The organism is Paenibacillus sp. NRS-1760, assembly GCF_050467785.1.
Taxonomy (GTDB): domain Bacteria; phylum Bacillota; class Bacilli; order Paenibacillales; family Paenibacillaceae; genus Pristimantibacillus.
Genome location: NZ_JBITPK010000008.1, coordinates 315,737 through 342,058, shown reverse-complemented (window position 1 = coordinate 342,058; position 26,322 = coordinate 315,737). Strand labels below are relative to the sequence as shown.

Genomic DNA, 26,322 nt, shown 5'->3' with positions numbered 1-26,322 from the left:
CTCCTCTCCATTTTCCACTGTAACAGTTCAAGCTCAAACAACATCAACCTTTAATCGAGCCCAGCATCGCACCCTTGGCGAAATGCTTTTGCAAGAACGGATATACGATCAGAATAGGCAGCGTCGCTACAACGATGACAGCCATCTTCACCGTCTGATCCGGCGGCGGAACCGCCGCATCCAGGTCGGAGCTGTAGTCTAGGCCGCTAGCCAGCACGACGATTTGGCGGAGCAGCACTTGAATCGGCCATTTGGCGCTGTCATCCAAGTACAGAATCGCACTGAGATACGTATTCCAATACGTGACCGCGTAAAATAATGAAATGGTAGCGATCGCGGGCATCGATAGCGGGAGCACGATACGGAACAAGATGCCAAAGTCGTTGCAGCCGTCGATTTTGGCAGATTCCTCAAGCCCTTCGGGTATATTTTGAAAAAAGTTTTTCAAAATAATAAGGTTGAATGCGCTGATTGCCGACGGAATAATGAGCGCTGCATAGCTGTCGATCAGCCCCATCTCGCGCACAACGAGGAATGTCGGAATGAGTCCGCCGCTGAACAGCATCGTAAATACGACGAGAAACATAATTCCCTTGCGTCCGTCGAGATCTCTTCGCGACAAGCCATAGGCCATCAACGCTGTTGTGAACATGCTGAACAGGGTACCGACGATCGTAACGCCGGTCGATACCGTCATGGCACGAAAAATCGTATTGGTCGAGAATATGAATTTATAGGCATCAAAGCTCCAAATCGTTGGCACGAGGATGAACTTCTTCATCGCCATCTCAGCGCTTGTGGTGAATGATCCGGCAACAACATGCAGAAACGGAAGCACCGTAACGAGCGCGATAATGGCAAGGAGCGTGAAGTTCACAATGGAAAATAGCCGCCCGCTAAACGTTTTATCCTCTACCATGCTGAATCCTCCTTAAGTTTTTGTAGTGAAGCTTCTGGCGACTTAATCTTCGAGCGCCTTATCCTAATAGATGCCTTCCTCGCCCATCTTCTTCGCGAGCCTATTTGCCGTTATTACAAGCACAAGCCCGATAAAGGATTTGAAGAAGCCAATCGCCGTGCTGTAGCTGAATTTCCCCTGTCTAAGTCCAGCCGTATAGACATAGGTATCGATAATCTCAGCAACCTCGCGATTCATCGAGTTCAGCAGCAGGTACACATGCTCGAAGCCAAGCTCAAGCACATCGCCGATCTTTAGAATGAGCAAAATAATAATAACGCTGCGAATGGCAGGCAGCGTAATATGCCATACCTGTCTAAGCCGACCCGCTCCATCCATACGTGCTGCCTCATAGAGGCCAGGATCGACGGAGGCGATGGCCGCCAAATATATGATCGTTCCCCAACCCGCTTCCCGCCAGATCACCTGAATGATATAGGTTGGTCTGAACCACTCGGGGCTGAGCAGGAAATTGACTTTTTCGAATCCAAAGTACTCAAGCAGCTCGTTCACGATACCGCCGTCCGACGTTAGCATGACGAAGCTGATCGACACAATAATGACCCAAGACATAAAATGCGGCAAATACACAAGCGTTTGAAACGTCCGTTTGAAAAAAGAGAATCGAACCTCGTTCAGCATAAGCGCCAGCAGAATCGGGATCGGAAAATAAAACAATAAATTCATGCCAAACAGCAGCAGCGTATTCGTCAAAATGTTCAAAAAATCAGGCTCCGTGAACAAACGTTCAAAATGCTTGAAGCCAACCCACTCACTCCCGCCAATACCCTTGAACGGCTTATAGTCTTGAAAGGCAATGGCAAGCCCAAACATCGGAATATATTTAAAAATAATAAAGAAAAGCACGCCCGGCAGCAGCATGACATAGAGCCATTTGTTTTTCCAAAGCCGCTTCTTAAGCTCGCTCGTTCTAGGCTGAGGTACCCTTACCAGTTGAACCGCGTTTTCCTGATGAGCTTCTTGCATATGGGTTCTTCCTTTCCACGGGAGGTTATAGAGGCTGCTCGAGCATGCGAGCAGCCTCTATGGGCTATTCTTTATTTTTTGTAAGCAGCATTGTATTCCTCGATAATCTGAGCCCCACCGCGCTTCTTCCAATCCTCAACCGCTTTGTCGAATCCAGCCTTATCAATCGATCCATAAATATATTTGTAAGTGGCATCCTTTATAATTTCCTGAAGCTCCGTGCCTTTCTCGGTATACGTTTTCGAATCAAGCGGCGCAGTAGGATCGGCAATGGCGATTTTCTCGTTCTCGATAATGAGCTGCTCCGCATGAATTCTCGCCGGAAGCTCGTGGAAACCATCGTACATACCGTTTGTTTCCGGCTCACCAATAACGCTGTCCTTAAAGCCTTTGACCTCGCGCTCCGTCAGCTCTTTATCTGCCGATGCTTTTGCCTTGCCATCCACTACCGTATAATGAGTGCCTTCAATGCCCCAGAACATCATGTTCGCCACTTCCGGCGTCATCAGCTGATCGAAGTAAGCCAAAATTTTCTTCAGCTCGGCTTCGTCTTTAATTGCAGATTTCGGGAATAAGGCTACGTTGTTGTAGCCCGGAATGGACCACGATGCCAGCTTCCCGTCTGGTCCAGCGATCATGCTGTGTGTATCAACGACTGCGGTCGGCACGTTTTTAACAAGGTCCTTCACTAGTGAGTCGACATCCTGCATGGAGCCGATGTATACGCCTGCCTTGCCGCTCGTGAACATATTGACTTGATCTGTTTTGCTTGTCGCTGCAAAGTCTACGTTCATCGCTTTGGCGTCGCGAATTTTTTTGATAAAATCCATCGTGGCTGCATATTCAGGCGTCGTAAACTCTGGAACAAGCTGGCCGTCCCGCTCACCCCAGTTGTTCGGCGTGCCGAACCATGCGGAGGCCGTTTTGAACGCACCATATACGAGATCATTCCGGTCAGCTAAACCAATCGTGTCCGGCTTGTTGTTGCCATCCGGGTCGCCTGTCGTAAATTTCTCCATCATCGCAAACAGCTCATCCACGTTTGCCGGTGCGGCGAGGCCAAGCTTATCTGCCCAGTCCTTGCGATAAATAATGCCTTGTCGAGCAAGCGGTCTGCCGATGTATAACGAATATAGCTTGCCATCCACTTTTGTATTGTTCAAAATCTCTTCCTTCAGCTTGCTCAGGTTAGGAAACTCGCTGAAATAAGGTCCAATTTCCCAAAACTGACCGTCCCTGATCGCTTCCTTCATTTGAACGAAGGTCGCTTGGTTCTTCAAATAAGTAACCTGCGGCAGCGAGCCCGTCGCAAAGGATGCGTTCAGCTTCTCCTCATACGTGTCTGCCGGAAAAAATTGATACGTTAGTTTTGTGTTCGTCAGCTTCTCCAGCTCGTTTTTGATTGTATCTGGCGGTGTCTCTGCGATGTTAAGAGGCAGCATGATCGTAATTTCAGTCGGCTTCTCCGGCTCTGCCGGTTTGTCTGTCTCTTCCGTCTTTGCTGCGCTGTCATTGGTTGCTGCTGGCGGCGTATTATTTTTTCCATTATTGCTGCCGCTAGAACAAGCTGCGAGCAATAAACTAAATGTCAAAACTACGCCCATCAGAATCGAAAACGATTTTTTCTTCATACAGCGTTGACCTCCATATATCGTTTTGGTTGCTACCTCTTCAAGCTACCACCTGGAAGAAGAGTGCCGAAACAATCATTTGTTCATATGGCATATCGTTTTAGAGGCATCTGAGCTAATGATTATCACCGCTTCTGATGACACTTTTGACTAAATACCGCAACACAAAAAGGGTGAAGATCGCTCTTCACCCTCAAATCATGTATTTTATATGAAATGGCACTTATTTCATGGCGCCCTTTACTTCCAAGCAGAAACCTTGATCTTCTTATATTTGTTCACGAATCGTCTCTCCAGCTTCTTAAAAAAACCTTGGGTCTTTTTCTCTTCTTGTATGTTGCGCAGACCTCGTATAAGCAGCTGGTATCTCCATTCGTTATCATATCCGAGTTTATGTACTTCTTGGAAAAAATCAGGTTTCATCATACGTCACACTCCATGTCGTCTTATTCACTTTCTGCCAACACTTAAGCAGATTCTTATTATATACTGCTGTTCTATGCAATTTCTAAACAAATTACGGGATTTTTCGACAATTATATATCTTTTTTATTACAAAATCGATATTTGTACCTAGTTCTTTATACTCATATAAATTCTCTGCTATTTTTTCTCGACGGATTGTACTATGAAGTGCGACAGCTAAAAACAAAGAAGCCCATGATTCATATGTTTTATATCTCTTCCTTATAAGCGAGATACATTCGGATCTAAAATCGTATCGGTGTGTGCAAGCAAACTAACATCAAGATAGGTTCTTATTCGTCTTTGAATTCTAAGCGAAAAGCTTTGTAATCTGGATTACAGAAGAGGAAATTATGGTGGTTTATGATGAATGTAACACTCCGCTATAGGCTATGATACACGAGGAACGATTATCGCGGAGAGTGGAGCGGTTGTCGTTCGCAACATTGAAAGGAGAGGCAAAATGTTACATTTTGAGGCGATGGAAAACATAACATCATTTTTGCCACAAATAAAGATATTTGAATCGCTTCCGGCAGAAATTATCCGTGAAATCGAACAATTGGTAACAAGATCAAATACGTATAAGCTTTCAAAAAACTCTATTCTTCAGACGCCCGGTAATGAAAGGAATGGCTTGTTTTTCGTAATCGCCGGTAAACTTCGCTTATACAAAACCAATTCGGCCGGCAAACAACATACGGTCTGCATCCTAAGCGAAGGCGGCATGTTTGGCGAAGTTGAAACGTTTTCATTGGGCACAAGAGGGACTTATGTGGAGACGATGGAAGACTCGATTGTTTTTTTGATTCCGACTGAACAATTCGAACCGCTTTTAGGAAAGTATTCTGAATTGTCTTTACGATTTTTATCGGAAATAAGCAAACGCCTGCGAGATCAGGATGAATTGGTGGAAAAATTGGTTTTTAGGAATCTACGTGGTAAAGTGCTTTACTTTCTCAACCGACTATCTAAAAAGTTCGGCATAGAAGAAAATGGATACCGAAAAATCGATATTCCCCTGACTCATCAAGAGTTGGCCAATATGATCGGTGCCACAAGAGAAGCGGTATCGCTTACCTTACAGGAACTATCCAATGAAGGTATTCTCGTGACCAGCCGTAGAATGGTCATGATTCATATCGAAAAAGCAATGAAAGAACTGGCTTGATTTCATGGCCCGTATGAATTTCCCTTCGACTGTATGCTTTTCGACGTAATCTAAATTACAGACGAATTATTCATCTAGCGTTATGATAAATGCCGTAACGGAATCACTGCAAAATATGAAACTTATAGGAGGAGTCAACATGTCCAATCAACAAGTTCAACTGAATATTCGATTCAAAGCTAAACCAGGGAAAAAAGAAGAATTCAGCAAGGAGCTATCTTCCCTTATTGAGGAGATGTCATCCGAGAAGGCTTTCATTAGCGCCATTGTTTCGGACGATCTGGATCAGCCGGATGACTTGATCATTTATGAAACATGGCAAGGCACGAGAGATAGCTGGCTTGCGGAAGAACTTAATAAACAATACCGCAAGAATTACGAAGGAATACTGGGCGATTTAATTGTGGATAGAAGCGTCAGCTGGTTGCAACCGAAGGGAGAATGGGGAAGTCATATAACGAATGCGTGATGACGTTGAATCTTTAACGCTTTAAGGTCCAGAAGGATGCATAATTTCATAGGAGGCGTATAGACATGGGGAAATTTGAAGGTAAGGTAGCCGTTGTCACCGGAGGAACAAGCGGTATCGGACTTACGACGGCACAACGATTCGTTTCGGAAGGGGCCTACGTATTCATTACTGGCCGTAGACAAAGCGAGCTGGACGCGGCAGTAAAATTGATCGGTGACCGGGTTACCGGCGTTCAAGGTGACATTTCGAATTTGAAGGACTTGGATAAACTGTTTGATACGGTAAAGCAGGAGAAAGGACATCTGGATATTCTATTCGCAAACGCTGGACTTGGCAGCTTTCTGCCCTTGGGTCAGATTACGGAAGAGCAATACGACACAACCTTCAACGTGAACGTAAAGGGTACCTTGTTCACCATCCAAAAGGCTTTGCCGCTGTTTCCAAATATGACAGGAAACATCATCATAACCGGCTCGACGGCGGGTACGATCGGCGAAGCAGCTTTTAGTGTCTACGGAGGTACCAAGGCGGCTCTCCGTCAGATGGCGAGGAGTTGGATAATGGATTTGAAAGGCACAGGGATACGACTTAATGTAGTGAGCCCTGGCACGATCCACACGCCAGCTTATAATGATCTGTTTGGCGAAGCGCTAAATCAAGTTCTTGAATCGGCGAAGAATGTCGTTCCGTTAAGTCGCTTGGGCAAGACGGAGGAGATTGCCAGCGCGGTGATGTTTCTGGCCTCGGAGGAAAGCAGCTATGTGAACGGCGTCGAATTGTTCGTAGATGGCGGTATGGCTCAAGTCTGACCTTGAATCAGAAGGGATGAGCTGTCATTTAAGCAATTCCTAATAAGCCCATGTATCAACTCAGGCAGAGGAGTCTATATAAGCTCTCTGCCTTCAAGACGATCTATCGGTGTGGCTCTATGACGGCAAGCTAACGGTATCCGAGACGGAAGTGCTACGCCACAAAGAGAAGCGACGCAAGCCTATGGAAACACGAGGGCGTTTCCTTGTTGGCACAGCCATTCATCAGCGTCCCAAAGAAGTACGCAAACGGACGACTTTCGGTCACTGGGAGCTGGATACCGTTGTGTCCAGCCGTGGACAGAGCAAGGCTTGTGCAGCTACGCTTATCGAGCGTAAAACAAGGCTCTATCTCGCTATCAAAATGCCGGATCGCACAGCACACTCCATGGAAGTCGCTTTTGGTGTAGCAGCCAGCCAATACCCGCAAGGTGCCTTTAAAACGGCTACGACAGATCGAGGCAAGGAGTTTGCTTGTTATAATGCGCTGGAAAACATCCACGACATCAAGGTTTATTTTGCAGATCCCTATTCATCTTGGCAGCGCGGTTCCAATGAGAATGCTAACGGGCTGCTACGCGAGTTCTTTCCTAAAGGACATGATTTCGCTACGGTGTCGGAAGAGGAACTAGCGAAAGCTATTCGCCTCATCAACCATCGTCCCCGTAAATGTCTAGGCTGGAAATCTGCTTACGAAGCATTCATGGACGAACTGTCGCACTTAGCTTGACAATCTGTCTCTCGCAAAAAAAAATAGCAGCCACGCAGGGGATAAATAACATGCTTAGCTGCTCTATGAATAATAATATTTCCTACTGCTCTTTTAATATGCTGTCACTTGGATTTCACCCCGATCATTGCTTCTTGAAATACGCATCCGTATACTCGCTAATCATTAAGCTGCCGCCGCTGCGCTTCCAGCGTTCGACCTCCTGATAAAATCCTTCCATACTAATCTGTCCGAGAATATATTTGTATGTCGCGTCGGAAATGATTTTGTACAGCTCCATGCTCTTCTCATCGTACGTCTTCGATTCAAGGCCAATGACCTTGTCCGTCACGAGAAACTTTTCGTTATCTGCGCTAAGACGCTCCGCCATCTCCCACATCGTTTCTTTCTCTGCTACCTTCCGTACATTTGGATTGCTTAGATCGGCAATCATAAGCGGATAAAGCGCGTTGACCTCGGTTACGCGCAGCTGTGACGTCTCTTCAGGCAGCTGAACCTCTTCACCCTCCATAAGATAGTGCTTGCCTTCGATCCCGTACCGCATAAGATTGGCAACATCCTTATCCATCGTACGGTCGAAGAACGCAAGCTGCTCCAGCAGCTCCTCCTCCGTCCGAATCGCCTTTTTGGAAAATAAATAAAGCCCGTTATAATTCGGAATCGACCAAACACGATATCCTTCCGGTCCTTGAATGCGATTCACCAAGGTGAAACGCGCAGCTGGGTTGATCTGCTTCGCTTCATCCGAGAGCCGCTGCACGTCGGTCATGCTTCCGATATATACGCCTGCTGCACCTCGTATAATGTTAGCCCGCTGCATCTCCTTGCTCGTTACCGCAAAATCCGCGTTTATAAGCTGCTCATCATACAGCTTCTTCATGAAATTCATCGTATCCATATAAGCTGCCGTTTCGAACTCAGGAACTACCTTCTTATCGACGATACCCCAGTTGTTCGGCGTGCCGAAATAAGAGCTCAGCGTCTTAAAGGCCCCAAATACCAAATCATTACGGTCAGCCAGCCCGACGGTATCCTTTTTTCCATTACGGTCCGGGTCACCGAGCGTAAACTGCCGAATGACCTCATACAGCTCCTCAATCGTTCCTGGCTTGTCCAGCTTGAGATTATCCAGCCAGTCTTCCCTTATAATAACGCCTTGTCTAGACGATGGCCGCTCCGTGTAAAGCCCGTATATGCCGCCATCTATTGCGGATTGCCCCAAAATGCCGCTATTCAAATGCCTTAAATTCGGGAACCGCTCCAAATAAGGGCCGATCTCCCAGAAAGAGCCCGAGCGAATGGCATTTTTCACAAAAATATAATCGGTATGCTTCACGAAAGTCGCCTTCTTCAGCGAATTTGAGGAGAGAGCTGTGTTCATTTTATCTGTGTAGATGCCATCCGGTACCCAGTTAATATCAAGCTTCACATTTGTTAAATCCTCGATGAGCGCAATGATCTCTTCACTTGGCGGATGGGGAAAGTGCAGCGGTGCCATAATGGAGATCGTCGTTTTTGTGTTTGCGTCTTTTCGCTCATTTGGAGCAGAAGATGCGGTGCATGAAGCGCAAATGAAAAGGATAAGCAGCACGATAAAAAAGCGACAGCCTGCGCGTACTCCTATGTTCCGTGAATGGATTACCACCTTAATCCCCCTTGTCTTATCAGCCTTTTCTCTTCATAATCTAAGGAAATGATTATTTGCGCGATAGATGATTATTGCTCAAAATGTATGCGTTTACTAAAATAAAGCTAATGCTCGCTCATTACTAGACAAGGTGTTGATAGCTGTGCGATCTTTAACCTTTTTAAGCAAGATGACGATCTTCGGCTTTCTGCTCAGCACGCTTCCCGTCATTTTTATCGGCGCATTCTCGTATGCGACCTCTTCCAGTGAAATTCAGAAAAATGTAAACCGTGGGAAAATGCAGCTTATCATGCAAATCAACTCCAATGTAGAGCAGAAATTGACGACTGTCAACCACACGCTGAATCAGGTTATTAACTCGACCGTGCTCAAAAAAGCGATGAATCAGCCGCTAACTGTCAACGATTTTGTGATGTATGATGACCTGCGGAACGAGATCCGCCATATGCAATCCTTTGACACCAAGCTTGAGGATGTCATCCTGATCAATGAGCGCCATAACTGGATGATCAAAAATTCCGGGCTATATTCGTTTGAACAATATGCTTATTTCGATGAGCTGTCCAGCCTTATGCAAATGCCTGAAGGAACCTCATGGGTGCTTAACCCATCCAGCTGGTTTTATAGTGAGGAAGCCGCGGAAAGTGCTGCTTGCAGCTACAGCATCAGCCTCGTGAAGAAGCTGCCGACGAATGGGCTTGAAAAATACGGCTTGGCGCTCGCCAACATTCCGACCTGCAGCTTGCAGGAGCTGCTTAAGAGCGATGAGGACCCTTTTTCGACCATTATGATTTTGGATGATCAATACCGTATTCTGCTCCATCCCGACCAAGCATTGATCGGCAAGCCTGTGCTCGAGAGCGGACTGCATATGGGTCAGCTCACTGAGCCCTCTGGACAGTTTACACAATCGATTGAACAGAAAGATTATTCCGTCACCTATTACCGTTCCGATCTAAACGGCTGGATCTATCTCTCTGCCACGTCCATTGCCGGCATGACGAAGGAATCAAATAAAATTGGCACGTATACACTTTATGTATGTCTATTTATGCTCACGCTATCCATGCTGCTCGCTTGGATCGGCTCTCGGCATATGTATTCGCCAATTCAATTGCTGCTGAATCAAATCGGCGAGCGCCTGACTGACATTCAGAAGCGGAAAACAAATGAATTTCAAGCGATTGGGGAACGCGTCACCCATTTATTCCAGTCCAAAACCGAGCTTGAAAAAGAGGTTAGGCAGCATATTCATCAAGTGCGCACCTTCTTCTTCATGAAAGCCTTCCAAGGCAACATCAAGTCAAGTGAAATCCCGGAGAAGCTGGCTCAATTCGGCTATGACTCTCAACTAAAAGAGTGGAAGACGATGGCTGCGATTACGCTGCAAATTGATTTTCCTGATAACAGCCGTTACTCCAAAAGTGATTTGGAGCTGCTCCTATTCGCTGTCCATAACATCATCGAGGAGCTTATTCCCTTCGAGCAGCGACTTGCCCCGATCATTATGGATCAAACGATTGTGACGATTATCGGCAGCGCAGAAGTGGGCAAGGACGCTTTCCACAATGCCAAATATGCGTTAACAGAGCATCTGCAGCAGCAGATCGCAAGCTACCTAAACGTGCAGGCCAGCATTGGCATGAGCTTGCCGTTCGACTCCTTCTCATCGCTGTCGACAGCGTATAGAGAAGGCCTTGAGGCACTGAAGCAGCGCATGAAATTAGGCGAAGGCATCATTATTCAGTATGAGAATGTGAATGCCGGCAAACATTATTTGAATCTCAACTACCCAGGGCATATCGAGAATGAGCTTATCGATGCAATTAAGCTGGCCGAGAAGGATAAATCGAAGGAGCTGCTGCGAGCTTTTTTGCAGGCGGTATTTGTCGTGGAGCTATCGCCGCAGGAATATCAAATTCCGCTTGCCCGGCTGCTCAATAATCTGTTGATCGTTATGCAGGAATCAGGCGTAAGCCTAAATCAAATCCATCCGTTAAAGGGTTCCCTGCTGGAGGAGCTGCTTGGGCTGCATACCTCTGCTGAGATCGATGACTGGTTCTGGACTAGCGTTGTTTATCCGATGATCAACATATTCAAGGATCGTCAGGAGGCGCAGTACCACAACATTTCGGAGAAGATCATTGACCTCGTGCAGCATCTTTACGACACCGATCTTACGCTTGAAGAATGTGCATCGCGGCTCCACTATAATGCCAATTATTTAAGCAGCGTTTTCCGCAAGGAGACGAAATATTCGTTTAGCGAGTATTTGTCGATGTACCGTTTCAAAATGGCAAAACAGTGGCTCGCTGATAGCGAGCTGCCAATTAAAGACATCGCTGCAAAGCTGTGTTACAATAATCCGCAAAACTTCATCCGTTCCTTCCGCAAACAAGAGGGAATTACTCCAGGGCAATACCGCTATAAAAAACGCAGTGGATAGCCGATAAAAATAATGAAAGCTTTTGGAAAATAAATGCTCTTCAATATGAATGGGAGGCTTTACGCATGACACAACGACCGTCACGGGATGAATACTTTGATTATTATGAACAGTATATCGGCCTAGTAGGCGAAGGATCTGTTACGGAATGGCTTACAAAACAGCTCGCAAGCACAACTGAATTGCTTTCCGATATTCCCGAGGAGCAGGCTAATTACCGCTATGCGGAAGGAAAATGGACGCTTAAGGAAGTCATCGGTCACATCTCGGATAATGAGCGCGTCATGAGCTACCGTTTGCTTCGAATCGCACGGGGTGACAAGACACCTCTTGCCGGCTATGATCAGGACGTATTTATGAACGGCGCCACCTTTCAAGAATGGTCTTTATCACAAATTATCGAGGATTACATCTCGGTTCGCCGGGCTACTCTCGCTTTGTTGCGCGGCTTGTCGGATGAAGCATGGCTTCGCATTGGCGTAGCTAATGGCGGCAATATCTCCGCTAGAGCTCTCGCTTACATTATTGCTGGACATGAGACTCATCATTTGAACATTATTCAAGAAAAATATTTAGAAAAATAAATCATTTACTCTAATTCGCTCATTAACCTAATGAATAGCTAGATAAATCCTATATGTAAACCTTTTATTATGATAAAATGGTTAACATATAGGATTTTTTTGCATGAGGAGCGGTACTTCTATGACAATTCGATTACGAGGACACCATCTGCTTTGTCTACTAGGCTACCGAGGTATGGGTTATTCGGATGATTTCTGCGTCAATATGACTGCTATTTACGAATTGCTGCTCGCAAAGCCTGAAACTGAAATTGAAATTATTTTAGGCCCAGACGATGTTTGCAAAGCGTATCCGCCGGACAAAGCCTATCATTGCGAGGGAACCGTCTACAGCTTGGATGCAGCGATACTCACAAAGCTTGGGCTCCAAGTAGCTGAGCGAGGAAGCTGGCAGTCTATATGTGATCGCGTAGCTGAAACGATGGTGCCTGAGGACATCAGTCATCTATGCACGACTTGTCCTTGGGAGAAATATGGCGTCTGTGCGGAGGGTGTTGGCCTCGTTAAACAAGGCAAGCCATTACCTAAATTAGGCGGTAAGTAGACCGATAGAGAAAACATCGATACAGCTAAATAGAACTAATTGAATTATTTATTCCCTACAGGCTGCGCTGAAACTGGCGCAGCCTTTTATCGAGTGCGCAAAACAAGCTGCTTAATGCCTATTTTTTTGTGCAATTGCCACTATGCTTATTAAAATATAGTAAAATAGAAGATGCTGCTATTCATATTTTCGGAGGAATATTAACCATGAATGCTAGTCTTTCTATATTTCAAAAGCTGATGCTAGGGTTACTGCTCATGTTCTTCTTAATCATCATTATTTTCTGGATTATATATCGACTTAATGTAACGGATATCCAAGAAGAGCTAAAGAAAAATAAAATTGGTGAAGTCAAATTCATGACCTCTCAGCTCTCCACCCAGTTCGAGCAAGTCCTTATGAATACAACGACCATGTCTGAAGACCATTCGGTCAGGGGATATCCCTATGTCCTGCAATTCGGGGATGCCTATTCCAAGTACGAGGCCAAATTAGCTATCATTGACAAGCTCGCTCTCAACAGTGCCTCTACATCCTGGAACAACACGATCACTCTCTACTACCCAGATTTGAAGGAAACCGTGTCTTCCGACAGTACATTATCCTTCTCAACCTATAATCCGCCCTCCCAACGGCTGAATAAGTGGGTCGTGCACTGGGAGAAGGATGGTTCAGGCTATTATTCTAATTTGACCCGCAGCCATATCGGTCCATTGCTTATTGAAACGAGAGTGTCTTTGGATAATCTGCTTAAAATGATGAAGCAGTACTCATCCGGAACCCCTTTGCTTTATGATTCTTTTAACAAAACGATTATCCAAACTGGCAATTCCCCTCTACTAGAGGATACGACAGGCCGAATTATTCCGTTAATTGAGGGCAAGAGCGGCTTTTTATCGGTCGACGACAACGGAACTGAATACCTGCTCAACTATATGAAATCTGACTTGCTTGATTTGTACTTTATAGATTACCACCCTATGCGTCAGTTCATTGAACCTATTTCTCAAAATAATATTCTTTTTATATTTTCCATCATTGTGCTGCTGCTTATTTCACTGATTTATAGCCTCGTGCTGCGCAGGCAAGTGCAGACACCTGTTATTGTACTAAGGAAGGCTATTGACAAATTTGATCGCGGTGATTTTTCTAGTCGTGTAATCGATCTTCATGCAACCGAGTTCAGAATGCTTGGCAACTCCTTTAATCGTATGGCCGAGAATACGCAGCGACTCATTGAGCAGGTGCTCGTTGCAGAGCTGGAAGTTACCGAAGCAAGGCTTAAGCAATACCAAGCTCAAATCAATCCCCATTTTTTGTATAACTGCTTGAATTATATTCAGAGTAAAGCCAGCATCGAGGACCATGAATCCGTAACTGCGATGACGCTTCATCTTGGTGCTTATTGCAGATACGTTCAAAAAATTGAAAATATCGATTCTACCATTAACGAGGAGCTTGTCTTCGTTGAGCACTATTTGTCCATTTTACAGTTGCGCAAACGGTCGATGACCTTCTCCATTGATATCCCACCAACCATGTGTATGTATCGCTTGCCTAGAATGATCCTTCAACCGCTTGTCGAGAATTGCATTCAGCATGGCATCGAACCCTCTCTGCATCCCGGACATATCAATATTAGTGCGGAGGAGGATGAGCAGTCCTTGCGTATATTGATTCAAGATAGCGGCGTCGGAATAGCGGAGGATAGACTCTCTATCGTTAATCAACATATCGAGGAACGCATATTTTCTGAGAATAAGGTAGGTACAGGTATGAGAAATGTACACCAGCGTCTCAAGCTATATTTTGGAAAAAGATCTGGGCTGACTATTCAATCAAAATTATCCGAAGGAACTTGTTATATCATTACAATTCAAAAGCAGGAGGACAACCATGCTGCAAGTATTATTAGTTGATGACGAATCCTATGTCGTCGATGATCTAGAAATTGCCTTCCCCTGGACCAAATATGGGGTTGAAAAGGTGTTTACTGCTTATTCAGGCATGCAGGCGCTTCAAATTATTGAAAGAAATTCTATTGACATTCTCATTACAGATATTGCCATGCCAGGAATGACCGGGCTAGAGCTCATTACACGGGTTAAAGAATTCAACAAGACGATTAAATGCATTCTGCTTACTGGTTATGCGGAATTCGAATATGCTCAAGAAGCGATAAAGCAAGGGGTCGTAGACTACTTAATTAAGCCGCTTGATCATAATAAGCTCGACCTCTGCCTTGAAGAAACGATCAATACCATGAAAAAGGAGATGGAGCAGACAGCGTCCTACGAGCAAGCATTGTTCACGTTCCGGGAACATCTTCCTGTTATGAAGGACAAGCTTCTTAACGAGCTGCTGCAAGGTAAGAGTTACTCTGAGGAGGCTCTTGTAAACAAGCTTTCCGGTTACTCGCTGACCTATAGGAAAGACGACGATGTCTTTCTTCTTGTCATTCGTCTGGAGGAGCATTTCAACCGCTATGGACAAAACAGCCTACTGCTTTTCGAATATGCAGTGACAAACATCGCTTGCGAGCTGCTCGAGGATTCTTTCGAGACTTGGCATTGCCGAGATGCTTATGATTATTTAATATTCACGCTCAAAGCAAAGCAAACAGACGGTTTTCAGAACTCTGAAAGCCTATTAAAGGAACTTACCAGCCGTTCACTCCAATTGCATCGTAATGTGAATGAATACTTGGGGGGCGGTATTTCGGTCATCCTTACCTATCCGGGGAAATTCAGCAGTGATCTTCGCCATATGTATGAGAATGCAGTCACAGCAATTAGAAAGCAGGTCGGAAACGGTACAGGCTATTTTCTAGCACTTGCCGAGCAGCCGCCACAGGTATCCTTCATTCGATCCATGAACGTATTATATGATCCACCTACGTTCATCCATCTCCTGGAAACCAGCCAATGGGACGGATTTGAAGACAGATTGGATCAAGTTGAGGAAGCATTCAGCGCTTTAACCGAGCAAACGGAAGAGCATCTGGATGCGATAAGAACGGTGCTCATGTCCTCCTTCCATTACATAGCTCATAGAAACAATGTTCTCCTGTCAGATGTAGCGGGAAATGAGCTTGTGTATAGACAAACGTTCCGCTCACTTTCCCAGCTTATTGAATGGGCAAAACAGCTTGTCTTAACACTAAAGGAGAAGCTGGAGAAAGACGTTTCTAGTCAACAACAAGCTATTATTCGAGAGATCCAAGTATTTATTTCATCTCATCTGTCATCCGTCAGCCTGCAATCGATAGCCGATCATGTTGCCCTTCATCCCGTTTACGTATCCAAGCTGTTTAAGCAGCTAAGCGGCAGCAGCCTGAGCGAGTATATTCTCAGTGTGAAAATGGAGCATGCCGTTGCTTTACTCCGAAATTCAACCGATCGGGTGTACGAAATTTCGGATAAGCTCGGTTATTCTAATTCACAATACTTCATTAAGGTATTCAAGGAGCATTATGGTATGACTCCACAGGATTTTCGGGATAAAACCTAGCTACATGAAATAACAGCAAGAAGGGCAGCTCATGAATGAGCCGCCCTTCTTGCTGTTATTTATTTGGACTTAATCCCATCGTACCATTTGTTAACTTCTTCCGCAATTTTCGTTCCGCCTGATGAATTGTATCTTTCAACAAAAGCATCAAACTCATCAACCGAAGCTTTATTGTAAATAATTTTGTTCAGTACTTCCTTCTCCAGCTTGCTTAGCATATCGCCTTTGGATAGCTGTGTCTCTGTAGGAGTACCAGTAAACATACTAGGCATAGTAGCATCCTTCTGATCAATAACAATCTTCGCCGCTTGTATTTGCTCTGGAATAGAGGTTGTAAGCGTCTCTTCATACGGCGTTGACGGCTTTTCACCGTTCGCCAGCTTCGCTAAGCCGTTGATACGAAGGAAAGGAATGATAGCGCCATCGAAAGTTAGTGTATACCGAATGGCATCTACCCAGCCTCCAGGGATTTTATCGCTGTCCTGCTCGCGGTAAATCTCGCCGTTTGGACCAATATCATAGTCATACCCTTTTGCGAAGCCTTTCGAGAATGGACCATCCCCAGACGGGTTTGCCCAGTTGTCAAACAGGTAGTTCTGGTAAACAAAGAATGCATCTTTATTTTTCATGTTTTTATTAATAAGAACCGCACCTGTGCTGATTGGAGTGCCATGACGGCCAACCTTGCCATCAGGACCAGCAGGCAGAGGATATGGCTTATACTCAGAGGTAGGGACATTGGTTTTCAGGTCAGGAATTGGCCAGCCTGTCATCCAATAAGGGCCAACAATGATACCTGATTTGCCAGCTGTGAAAGCTTCTGAGGCTTTTACTTCATCATACAGTCCCGACTCTTGGGAAATATAGCCCTTCTTCATCCAATCTTGCAGCTTGGCGAGTGCAGGTTTCATCTCTGGCTGAATAGAACCATAGGCAAGCTTGCCATCAGCTCCTACGTTCCATTGATTCGGCATGGTGCCGAACATTCCAAACACCCATCCTGTCTCGGACATCCAAGTATTCAAATTGTTTTTAAAGCCAACGGATAAAGCAGTCGTATCCTTCTTGCCATTGCCGTCTGGATCTTGGTTAGTAAAGGCGTCCATGACCACTTCAAGCTCATCGATCGTTTTAGGAGCCTGCAAGTTTAATTTTTTCAGCCAATCTTCACGAATGTACATAACCGGATCATTGTTGTACGCATTTTCCAAAATCGGAATTCCCATTCGTTTGCCATCACGGATGTACGGATTCCAAACCGTTGGATCCTGTGCCATCGCTTCTTTATAAGTATCGGAGGCATACTTATCGAACAGTTCTCCTGCATCCGTAAACTGGCCGCTCGAAATCAAATCGGAAATGAGTGTTGGATCACCCCGGAATGAAATAATATCCGGCATTTCCTGTCCAGAGGTAAGCATCAGTCTAAGCTTCGTTTGGTAAGCATTGTTTTGATCGCTAACCGTCCATAGGTACTTAATATCAATACCCAACGTGTCCTTTGCCCACTTTGTATGAACATTGTTATCAATGTTTTCACCATTTTTGAATTTCAAGTTAGTTGTAATAGGGAAGACCGTCGTAATGGAAACAGGCTCCACATATTTGCCGTCCTCGAACTTCGCTGAATAAAAGGAATCATCCCCGGCCTTTTCTTCTGTTTGACCGTCTTTATTACTGCCGCAAGCTGTAAGCGATGCCATCAGCATTGCCCCTGTCATGACCATGACAACCGGCTTTTTCCATTTAGTTAGCATTTCTTTATTCCCCCCAATTGAATTTATTTGGTGTGCTTTGACCATTCCAACCAAATCATAGACAGATCCTACTGTGCAGCAACACCCCTCTCATGAAACAAATCCATTATTCCTTCACGGCGCCAAGTACAATTCCTTTGACGAAAAATCTTTGAAGGAAAGGATACACAAGGAGAATGGGTGCCATGCCGATAAAGATTTGCGCAGCCTTTACGGTTCTTTGTGAAATATTTTCCAAATCCTCAGGTCGCACCGTCACTTTGCTGAAGTCTTGCTGTACGATAATAGTCTGCAGGAAAGTCGCAAGTGGATAGTTTTTATGATCCGTCATGAAAATTAGACCATCAAACCAGGAATTCCAATGTCCAACCATTGAGAATAATGATAGTGTAGCAATTGCAGGCATCGATACTGGCAAATAAATACTGAATAATGTTCTCAGATGGCCGGCTCCATCGATGAATGCGGCTTCCTCCAAATCCTTAGGCACCCCGCGAAAGAAATTGAGCAGGAGTATCATATTCCATACCGATACGGCTCCAGGAATGATAAGCACCCAAAGCGTATTCATCATGTTTAGCTTTTGAATAAGAATGTAGAAGGGAATCAAGCCACCGCTGAACAGCATCGTGAAGACGAAAAACCAAGTATATATACTTCTGCGTTTGAAATGGTGCGCTTCTTTAGATAGTGGATACGCCGCGAGCGTAACGAGTACCATACTGATTAGCGTGCCTAATGTAGTACGCTGAACAGCTACCCATAAAGAGCGAATAAAATTCTCATTCTCCAATGTCTTGCTATAGGCTTCAACCGTGAACTGAACGGGCAGCAATCCGACCAAATTAGCGTTCGCAGCCGCTTTCCCACTGAATGAAACAGCTAAAATGTGAATTAATGGAATAATACAAGCAATGGATAATATCGCTAGAAACGTATAGTTGATCACTGTGAATAATTTGTAGGTGTTCGATTTATGATACATTCTGTCGGTTCATCCTTTCTAGAAAATACGGTAATTGGCCAGTTTGTAAGCCAAGCGGTAAGCTGCGACGATAAGTACGAAGCCTACGACCGATTTGAAAAGCCCTATTGCTGTGGAGAATCCGAACTTGCCGTCTATGATACCGATACGATAGACAAACGTATCAATAATATCCCCTTTGTCGAAAACCAGTGCATTATACAGATTGAATATTTGGTCAAAGCCCGCATTCAATATATTACCTAAAGATAGTGTTCCAACTACGATTGTAATTGGGATAAGTGCTGGGATGGTAATGAACAAGGTTTGATGCCATCTGTTCGCTCCATCTACTTCCGCCGCCTCGTACAATGACGGATTAATTCCTGCCAGTGAAGCAAGGAATACGATCGTTCCAAATCCAAACTCTTTCCAGACATCGCTTACAACTACGATAAATCGGAACCAATTGCCGTCGCCGAGGAAGAATATCGGTTTTAAACCGAACACCGCACCTAGAAACTGGTTGACGAGCCCTTCACTGGACAGCATGTCCAGCAAGATTCCCCCTAAAATGACCCAAGACAGAAAATGCGGCAAGTAAACGAGCGTTTGTACCGTCCGTTTGAAAGCCGCCTTTCTCACTTCATTGAGCAAGAGAGCGAAGGTAAACGGAGCGATAAGTCCTGAAACCATCTTCATTCCGGCTATAATAACGGTATTCCAAATGACTTGTACGTACTCTGGCGTACTGAAAAGGTAACGAAAGTGCTCCAAGCCAATCCAATTGGATTGGGAAAATCCTAGCCAAGGCTTGAAATCTTGGAAAGCAATTACGAGTCCGAACATTGGAATGTAAGCAAAGATTAAAGTAAGGATAACCGCTGGCAGCAGCATCGCATCCAGCACCAACGCCCTTTGCCATTTGGAGCGGCGATCCGTACGTTGAGACAGCTGTGGAGCGGTCTCTGCAAGGGCATCTGCTGGTGTTATTGATTTCTTCATTTGTGTGCTTCCCTTCTGTTTGAATGACATAAATCCTATCTGTCCTATCGTCTGTTCTCATTATAAGTGGCGCCTAGAGACGCTACTATGATAAATCATAAGCATCGATAACAAATTGTTAATATCCGAGCTTGCGCTGATTGAATACAAATAAAACGCCAAGCCCCCTTCTATAGAAGAGAGCTTGGCGCCATTAAAACCATTCATTATTTGCTTGTATTCGGGATCAAGAGCATATTATATAAAGCTTGAACTGACTCTGCTCGAGTAGTATGCTCACTAGGATCAAAACGATAATCACCCTTGCCCTTCATCATTCCATGCGAAGAAACAATAGAAACAGCGTTCTTCGCCCATGCCGAGATGTTAGCCTTGTCTACGTATAATAGCTCGACGTTAGACTCCTCTGGTTTCGTTTTTGCTTGGTATGCATAAGCATTAGCAAGCATAACCGCCATTTCTTCACGTGTAATGTTTGCAAGGGGTGCAAACCGATCCACTGACACACCCTTAACAATCCCTGCTTTAAAAGCAGCATTAACAGCCGACGAGAACCATGTTCCTTCCGCAGCGTCTATGAAACTGGAGACCCCTTGCTCTTTAAGTCCAAGCATGCGTACCAATAGAACGGTAAACTCCGCTCGCGTAATAGATTTGTCTGGAGCAAAGAGAGCAGCGGTTTGGCCATTCACAATTTGTTTTGCAGACAGCACCTTCAACGGCTCGTATACCCAGTGGCTTGAATTAACGTCATTGAAGCTCTTATCATATTCAAGCAGCGCGTACTTACTGAAATGCGCAAGCTCAACAGAGATATGATTCGTTTTTTCATCATTCTTCCCGCCTACATATTCCCATTTATTGGTCTGCTCATTCAGCATGTAAATGCCGAAGAGCGACTTCTTCATATTGGCTTCCGCTGAATAGGAGAAGGATAAGGTGACAGCTCCATCAAATGTGCCCGCCTTAATCTCACGACCATCACCCGTTATTAAAGACAGTTCGAAGGACCAGCTTTCTCCGCCAATAAACTTCGCAGATAACCCTTGCTCTCCTTGTAGCTGCTGACTGCCTGCAGCCTCTTTAGCAGGCTCCATACGAAGCGACAGCTCAGCTCCATTCCGAAATTCAGGCTTCAACTGATCAATGAGGGGCTGGAGCACTTTTGAATCAATCATTAGTGCAGTAGACCCTTTGACTAGCTCCAGCTCTCTACCTTTTAATAGACCAGCTAATTGAAGTGGCAGCCGTACTTGATGCTTACCTTCTTGTACGCTGATGCTTACCCGATTAGGCGACCCGTTCTGAAAATTCTCCTGAGTAATGGTCATCACAGGATCAGCAGTGCTGCCAGATTGCCCTGAGCTTCCAGGTTTGTCACCGCCATTATCGATGCCGCTGTTCTTTTCTGATTCGGCAAAGGTCAAAATGCCGAATTGGGAAGTATTTCTCCATGAATCGTTTGTTGGATCGTTCCATTTGGCGGTGCTGTGCACTCCTCCGCCCTGATCGTCATTCACCTGAATGTCCAGACCTATTACACTATCTTTATTCGGACGAAGCTCAGGCAGCGCGATCTTCACTTCCATGCGGTAGCCTTTCTCTGTTCTTACAACTGCGCTCTCCAGACGAGAAGGAGAAGCATTTCCAGCAAAGGTAGCTACATTATCAATATTTATCCGATATTGTGCATCATCATATTGATAAGTCGATGTTCGTTGATGATTTTCATCGATAAAAATTTCGATTGAATCCTGCAGCCATGGCTGCGGATCGTCTGATTTAAGCAGAGGATCGGTTACGTCGATTAACAGAAGCAGACTGTCATCCGTCCACATTGAACGAGCTTGAGCCGTTGCTTTGCTGTTATTATTAGTTAGATCCACAGCGAATGGCTTTGCCTTTTCCCACTCGCTTTCCATTTGTCCGTCAATACGTGCCGTGCCTTTTATCGACTGTGCGCTTTTTGGCATACTTGCAAGCTGAATGACGCCATACTTGCTTGTGTCCAGGTCTTGACTTAATGTGCTGTCATTCCAATAAACCGGCAATATCTCGCTTGTCGATGCATCCTGAATACGAATATCGAATCCGATTTCTTCCGTTCCTTGCGCTAAGCCTTTCCAAGGAATAATGGCTTCTAGCTTATAACCAGCTGCTGTTTCTTTTATTTTATAGCTGCTATCGCCATTTTCAGCGCCTGACCGATTAAAAGTAAGATGACGATCATCTGACTCGTAAACCGCCGACTTTCCATTATTCTCATCCACAAACAACTCTATCTTGTCCGCTGCGTCACGGGTAGCATCTTTAACCTCTACTTGAACATAAAGATTGGTCATATCCCATAAGGTACGGAACGTTGCAGCCTCGTTGCTGTTGCGTTTAAGCCGCGTCTGTACAGCTTTTTTCCATACGGAATCTGTAGAATTCTGATCACCCGCCGTTGGCGTTGCCATGAGTGATACCGCCCGGTTTGTAATAATCGGAAGTGACAGTGGATCTACAATTCCCCAGTAGACTAGCTTAGCTTGGAGATTCGCATCGAATAGCATAGCCTGATTGTTGTAGGATTTCTCGTCTTGCAATCCCCAAATCGTTACAGAGGAAATCTTGTCCTTATAGGTTTTGTATAAGTCAAACAATTCCTTATATCTATGTGCTTGCTTTGCAGCTATGTCAGCAGGCATAGGCGTACCCATGCTTACTCCGCTATCAACATCCAGCTCGGTAACCTGAATATCTAGCCCTAGCGAAGAAAACAGCTTAATTGTCTTTTCAACTTCCTCAATTGGCGGCGTAACCAACCCATAGTGGGATTGCAAGCCTACCCCGTCGATCAGACCTTTATCTTTGAGACGCTTTAGCAATTGATAGATATGTTCTCTTTTTTCTGGAACCTCTGTAAAGTAATCATTGTAATACAGCTTGGCATCAGGGTCCGCAGCACGAGCAAATTCGAATGCCTTCTCGATGTAATCAGGACCTATGAGATTATACCAGGGCGAAATTCTAACACCGTCCGCATCTCCCCCATTGTCAGCGATAGCTTCGTTTACAACATCCCATGCGTTTATTTTCCCTTTGTAGCGATCCATTACCGTCTCTATATAAGACTGAAGGCGCTGCAGAAGCAAGTTGCGGCTGGCAGGCTGTCCATTGCTATCCGTAAACATCCACTCGGCCGCATCAATATGCCATAGAAGAGCATGTCCGCGCAGCCCCATTCCGTTGTCCTGAGCATATTTCACGTAATGATCGGCTGCATCGAATGTATACTGATTCTCAGCTGGGGAAATAAACTTTGGTTTCATTTCATACGTTGCCGTTATGCTGTTAAAATGCTTTTTGAGAAGCTCCCCATAGGCTCCTTCCATTTGCCACGTATAGACGGCAGCACCAATTGGAAAGTCATCCTTAAAATAATCCTTTAAGGACACGATATCGTTTTGAATCGATAGCGCCGAAACAGGGACTACGGTTACATCATCTACATAAAAAGATAGCGTATCTGGAGTATTCTCCGTAATGTAAGGCGTTTCGATGAATAGTTTTAGCTCCGAAGGAGAATCGCTGTAATTAAGCTGTCCCTTAAGCTCATACCATTGCTGCCAATCCGATTTCTTAATCGTAATGGTATCTAGTGCATTCCAGCTCTCCGATCCGGACTTCTTATAGGCCGTCATTTGCAATTTGATGTCAGAGGCTGGCTCTTCCTTTAATCGAACATAGGCTTTTAATTCATATTCCTTGTTCTTTTGAAGGTGATTTTTGAGCTCAAGTGCTGGCCCATGAAACGTACGGCTCCGCCCTTCTACCAGCATACTGTTGCTGCCGCTATAGGCTTCAGCTGCGGAAACGGTCAGCGCCTCATGTCCGATTCGCGGCAACCACCCCTGAAGCGTTCCATTTTCAAAATCGATAAGCAGTCGATCATCGCCCACCGGGCCCTCTGAGTCAGGCACAAGCTCTATGGAAACATCATCAAAATAAAAGGCAGTACCCGCCGTAGCTTCTGCATAAAGATCATATTCGCCCTTCTTGCTCCCTGTCGTATAATTCCTTTTTATTAAGGTCCATTGCGATGCTGCATTCTGATCCGCCGTGCCTATTTGCTCCCAGTTGTCTTCCCCGTCAATGCTGCTCTTCATTGTAAGTTTAATATCAGCTGGCGTTGTACCGGGGGATAGCTTCACCCAAGCACTAATGGAGTAGGTGCGGTTAGGAGCCAACAATTCTGTTAAAACGTAATTGGGTCCCTCCCAATCCTCACTCCTCCCAGAAATATACAGGCTATGAGAGCCGCCATGATACTCATCTCCTGAGACCGTTAGCGACTCGTTTCCTTTACGCGCCCAGCCCTGCGTTGTTCCATTCTCAAAATCTGAAGTGAGAATGGTTGTGCTACTCTCGTTAGCAAACACCTGCTGAGAGGGAGGAAGAATGATAGTGATAAGCATGACAAAAGCGATAAATAATGCGAACGGTTTAGTAAATTTCATATAAATCCTCCTTAATGTGATGATCATAGCGCTGCAACTAGCTCTTTGTTCCATTCTTTTGTTGTGCGATTATATAAACCAAAGGTGGCACCGAATTCCCAGTAGGCCTAAGGCATGCTTGGTCGCTCTGCATCCAAGCGTACGGTCTCCGTCCAAACCACTCGGGAAGCCATGTCTGCCGTGCGATAGACGCCAAACTCCCCTAGTTCCATATTCTTCAGCCATCCACTCCGCACCTTGATGCGTTGGCTTCCTCAATGACCATATCCCACGCCCCTTCAACCGGGGCATCCAAAGCGCACCCCTCTCTTCTTCAATGCTTTTCCCCCCTAGTAAATAAATCCCGCTCTTCACTTCATGTACTACAACCGGATAGTTGAAGTATAGCTCCAAGGTAAGCGTTTCCATATAACAAATACATCACTCACATAACAAATTATTAGCTTTGTCCCTAATCGAGTAACCTTTTTTCATTTTCAAAGTAAATAGAACAAAAAAATGCGATAAGGAAATGCTGCTGAGCATCTCCTTACCGCATTTTCAATTTATTCATTAATTGCTATTTGCTCCAGCCCTCTCATATAAGGCTGCAGCGCTGCTGGAATTCGGATCGAGCCGTCTGCCAGCTGATGATTTTCGAGCAGTGGAATGAGAATACGCGGGCTAGCCACTGCTGTGTTGTTGAGCGTATGGCAATATTTTAACGAGCCATCCTCTGCACGGTACCGTATATTCGAGCGGCGTGCTTGAAAATCATGCAGGTTCGACGACGAATGCGTCTCCCCGTAGGCCTGCCTGCTTGGCATCCATGTCTCAATATCGTATTGCTTATACGTTTTTTGCGACATATCGCCAGTACATACCGCCATGACTCTATAGGGCAGTTCAAGGCATTGAAGCAGTTCCTCGGCATTAGCCGTTATTTCCTGCAGCAGCGACTCCGACAGCGCCGGATCAGCCTCGCACAAAATAACCTGCTCGACCTTGGCAAACTGATGTACACGGTATAGACCATGAACATCTCTGCCAGCCGAACCGACCTCGCTGCGGAAGCATGCCGATGCAGCAGCCAGCTTGATTGGCTCTCCTACCTCTATAATTTCGTCCGCGTAATAGGTAACCATAGGCACCTCCGAGGTGCCTACCAGCCATTTATCCTCGCCTGCAATCCGGTAGGTCTGATCCTCACCAAGCGGGAAAAAGCCAGTATGCTTCATCGCTTCGGTGCGGACCATTAATGGTACTTCCAGCAGTGTGAAGCCTTTTCTCAGCAGCAAATCGACAGCCAGCTGCTGCACGGCACGATGGAGCAAAACGCCTGCCCCCTTCAAGTAATAATTGCGGCTGCCTGCTGCCTTCACACCTCGCTGCACATCAATCATATGATGCAGATCACCCAGCGCCATATGATCCTTTGGTTCAAAAGGAAAATTCGGGGCTTCGCCAACACGCTTTTGCTCTATATTGTCCGCGTCCGATCGTCCATCTGGCGTGTCTGGCGATACGATATTAGGTACCAACGCCATGAGCTCAGCTGCATGCTGCTCTACTGTCGCAAGCTCTGCTTCCACTGTGCCCAGCTTCTCATTTGTTTCCTTCACCTTATGCTTCGTTTCTTCCACTTCAGCTTGAGCATTCTGCCTCACTAGTGTGCCGATAAGATTCGAGAGCTTGTTGCGAATTTCCCGTAAAGCTTCCGATTCCTGCATTAGCTGACGTTTCTTCTCGTCCCAGAGCATCAGCTCTGCAATAGAAATTTGAATCCCCTTCTGATTCGCAACCGTCTGTACCAGCTCTCGATTTTGCCTAACCCATTTCATGTCCAACATGCTAACCGCGCTCCTTTTCATTAGAAAAACACAAAAAACGCCCTCCATCCCAATGGGACGAGGAGCGTTTTTACTCGCGGTGCCACCCAAATTGATTAAACAGACGCACTGTCTAATCCTCTTTGTTCCGCGATAACGGGCGGGCCCGGTAAACTTAGGGGGAAGGTGCTGCCTTTCCCTTGACGAGAACGCCTCCGAGTTGGATTCTCTTCACTGGCGTGATCCGATAATTAATTTTGTAGTAATATAACACATTATATACGGCCAACACAAGTGTCATTGTGGAAATATAATTCCAATTCGGCTTTTT

The 26,322-nt window shown here is 45.4% G+C and carries 19 protein-coding genes and 1 pseudogene; 9 read left to right on the top strand and 11 right to left on the bottom strand.

The features are described from left to right. Nucleotides 1-43 precede the first annotated feature (43 nt). The 4 genes from ACIFSR_RS08660 to ACIFSR_RS08645 form a co-directional block, all read right to left on the bottom strand. Nucleotides 44-919: a carbohydrate ABC transporter permease gene (locus ACIFSR_RS08660; protein ID WP_076266349.1), complete on the bottom strand. Its 876-nt coding sequence runs from the start codon at nt 917-919 to the stop codon at nt 44-46. Nucleotides 920-982: 63 nt separating this feature from the next. Then, a complete protein-coding gene (locus tag ACIFSR_RS08655; RefSeq protein WP_339205500.1) occupies nt 983-1,945 on the bottom strand; it encodes an ABC transporter permease in 963 nt (320 codons plus the stop codon). 71 nt (nt 1,946-2,016) lie between these two features. Continuing rightward, on the bottom strand, nt 2,017-3,576 hold the full coding sequence (locus ACIFSR_RS08650) for an extracellular solute-binding protein (RefSeq protein ID WP_339205501.1): 1,560 nt from the start codon (nt 3,574-3,576) through the stop codon (nt 2,017-2,019). Nucleotides 3,577-3,816: 240 nt separating this feature from the next. Next, the gene (locus ACIFSR_RS08645; RefSeq protein WP_076266352.1) at nt 3,817-4,002 is read right to left on the bottom strand and encodes a hypothetical protein; all 186 of its coding nucleotides are present in this window, start codon (nt 4,000-4,002) and stop codon (nt 3,817-3,819) included. Nucleotides 4,003-4,504: 502 nt separating this feature from the next. Here ACIFSR_RS08645 and ACIFSR_RS08640 point away from each other — a divergent pair. From ACIFSR_RS08640 to ACIFSR_RS08625, 4 genes and pseudogenes are all read left to right on the top strand, one after another. Continuing rightward, nucleotides 4,505-5,212 carry a Crp/Fnr family transcriptional regulator gene (locus tag ACIFSR_RS08640; RefSeq protein WP_430056712.1) on the top strand — a complete coding sequence of 236 codons (708 nt, stop codon included), beginning with the start codon at nt 4,505-4,507 and terminating at the stop codon, nt 5,210-5,212. 139 nt (nt 5,213-5,351) lie between these two features. Further along, nucleotides 5,352-5,681, top strand: a complete 330-nt coding sequence (locus ACIFSR_RS08635; protein ID WP_430056709.1) for a putative quinol monooxygenase — start codon at nt 5,352-5,354, stop codon at nt 5,679-5,681. Nucleotides 5,682-5,746: 65 nt separating this feature from the next. After that, nucleotides 5,747-6,493 (top strand): SDR family NAD(P)-dependent oxidoreductase, encoded by a 747-nt coding sequence (locus ACIFSR_RS08630; RefSeq protein WP_430056706.1) that lies wholly within the window; start codon nt 5,747-5,749, stop codon nt 6,491-6,493. Between the two features lie 92 nt (nt 6,494-6,585). Next, nucleotides 6,586-7,223, top strand: a pseudogene (locus tag ACIFSR_RS08625) (IS30 family transposase); the annotation flags it as partial. A 124-nt stretch (nt 7,224-7,347) separates the two neighbouring features. On the opposite strand, the gene ACIFSR_RS08620 reads toward ACIFSR_RS08625, so the two are convergent. Then, nucleotides 7,348-8,868: an extracellular solute-binding protein gene (locus tag ACIFSR_RS08620; protein WP_430056703.1), complete on the bottom strand. Its 1,521-nt coding sequence runs from the start codon at nt 8,866-8,868 to the stop codon at nt 7,348-7,350. Nucleotides 8,869-9,013: 145 nt separating this feature from the next. Here ACIFSR_RS08620 and ACIFSR_RS08615 point away from each other — a divergent pair, with 145 nt between their 5' ends. The 5 genes from ACIFSR_RS08615 to ACIFSR_RS08595 all read left to right on the top strand — a co-directional run bounded on the left by ACIFSR_RS08615 (nt 9,014) and on the right by ACIFSR_RS08595 (nt 15,955). Continuing rightward, complete coding sequence (locus tag ACIFSR_RS08615; RefSeq protein WP_430056700.1) at nt 9,014-11,317, top strand: AraC family transcriptional regulator; 2,304 nt, start codon at nt 9,014-9,016, stop codon at nt 11,315-11,317. 65 nt (nt 11,318-11,382) lie between these two features. Further along, nucleotides 11,383-11,901: a DinB family protein gene (locus ACIFSR_RS08610; protein WP_430056697.1), complete on the top strand. Its 519-nt coding sequence runs from the start codon at nt 11,383-11,385 to the stop codon at nt 11,899-11,901. Nucleotides 11,902-12,022: 121 nt separating this feature from the next. Next, nucleotides 12,023-12,445 carry a DUF1284 domain-containing protein gene (locus ACIFSR_RS08605; RefSeq protein ID WP_430056694.1) on the top strand — a complete coding sequence of 141 codons (423 nt, stop codon included), beginning with the start codon at nt 12,023-12,025 and terminating at the stop codon, nt 12,443-12,445. Nucleotides 12,446-12,651: 206 nt separating this feature from the next. After that, complete coding sequence (locus ACIFSR_RS08600; protein ID WP_430056691.1) at nt 12,652-14,364, top strand: sensor histidine kinase; 1,713 nt, start codon at nt 12,652-12,654, stop codon at nt 14,362-14,364. Continuing rightward, entirely contained in the window at nt 14,342-15,955 is a 1,614-nt protein-coding gene (locus ACIFSR_RS08595) for a response regulator (RefSeq protein WP_339205507.1), read from the top strand. Before ACIFSR_RS08600 ends, ACIFSR_RS08595 begins: the two co-directional genes overlap by 23 nt. Nucleotides 15,956-16,014: 59 nt before the next feature. On the opposite strand, the gene ACIFSR_RS08590 is transcribed toward ACIFSR_RS08595, so the two are convergent. The 6 genes from ACIFSR_RS08590 to serS form a co-directional block, all read right to left on the bottom strand. Then, nucleotides 16,015-17,712 carry an extracellular solute-binding protein gene (locus tag ACIFSR_RS08590; protein WP_339205508.1) on the bottom strand — a complete coding sequence of 566 codons (1,698 nt, stop codon included), beginning with the start codon at nt 17,710-17,712 and terminating at the stop codon, nt 16,015-16,017. Nucleotides 17,713-17,818: 106 nt separating this feature from the next. Next, nucleotides 17,819-18,697 (bottom strand): carbohydrate ABC transporter permease, encoded by an 879-nt coding sequence (locus ACIFSR_RS08585; protein WP_339205509.1) that lies wholly within the window; start codon nt 18,695-18,697, stop codon nt 17,819-17,821. An 18-nt stretch (nt 18,698-18,715) separates the two neighbouring features. Next, on the bottom strand, nt 18,716-19,681 hold the full coding sequence (locus ACIFSR_RS08580; protein WP_430056687.1) for an ABC transporter permease: 966 nt from the start codon (nt 19,679-19,681) through the stop codon (nt 18,716-18,718). Between the two features lie 206 nt (nt 19,682-19,887). Continuing rightward, nucleotides 19,888-24,183: an endo-1,4-beta-xylanase gene (locus ACIFSR_RS08575; RefSeq protein ID WP_430056684.1), complete on the bottom strand. Its 4,296-nt coding sequence runs from the start codon at nt 24,181-24,183 to the stop codon at nt 19,888-19,890. Nucleotides 24,184-24,252: 69 nt separating this feature from the next. Beyond that, nucleotides 24,253-24,591: a hypothetical protein gene (locus ACIFSR_RS08570; protein WP_339205511.1), complete on the bottom strand. Its 339-nt coding sequence runs from the start codon at nt 24,589-24,591 to the stop codon at nt 24,253-24,255. Between the two features lie 137 nt (nt 24,592-24,728). After that, on the bottom strand, nt 24,729-26,012 hold the full coding sequence (gene serS, locus ACIFSR_RS08565) for a serine--tRNA ligase (RefSeq protein WP_430056681.1): 1,284 nt from the start codon (nt 26,010-26,012) through the stop codon (nt 24,729-24,731). Nucleotides 26,013-26,322: the final 310 nt, after the last annotated feature.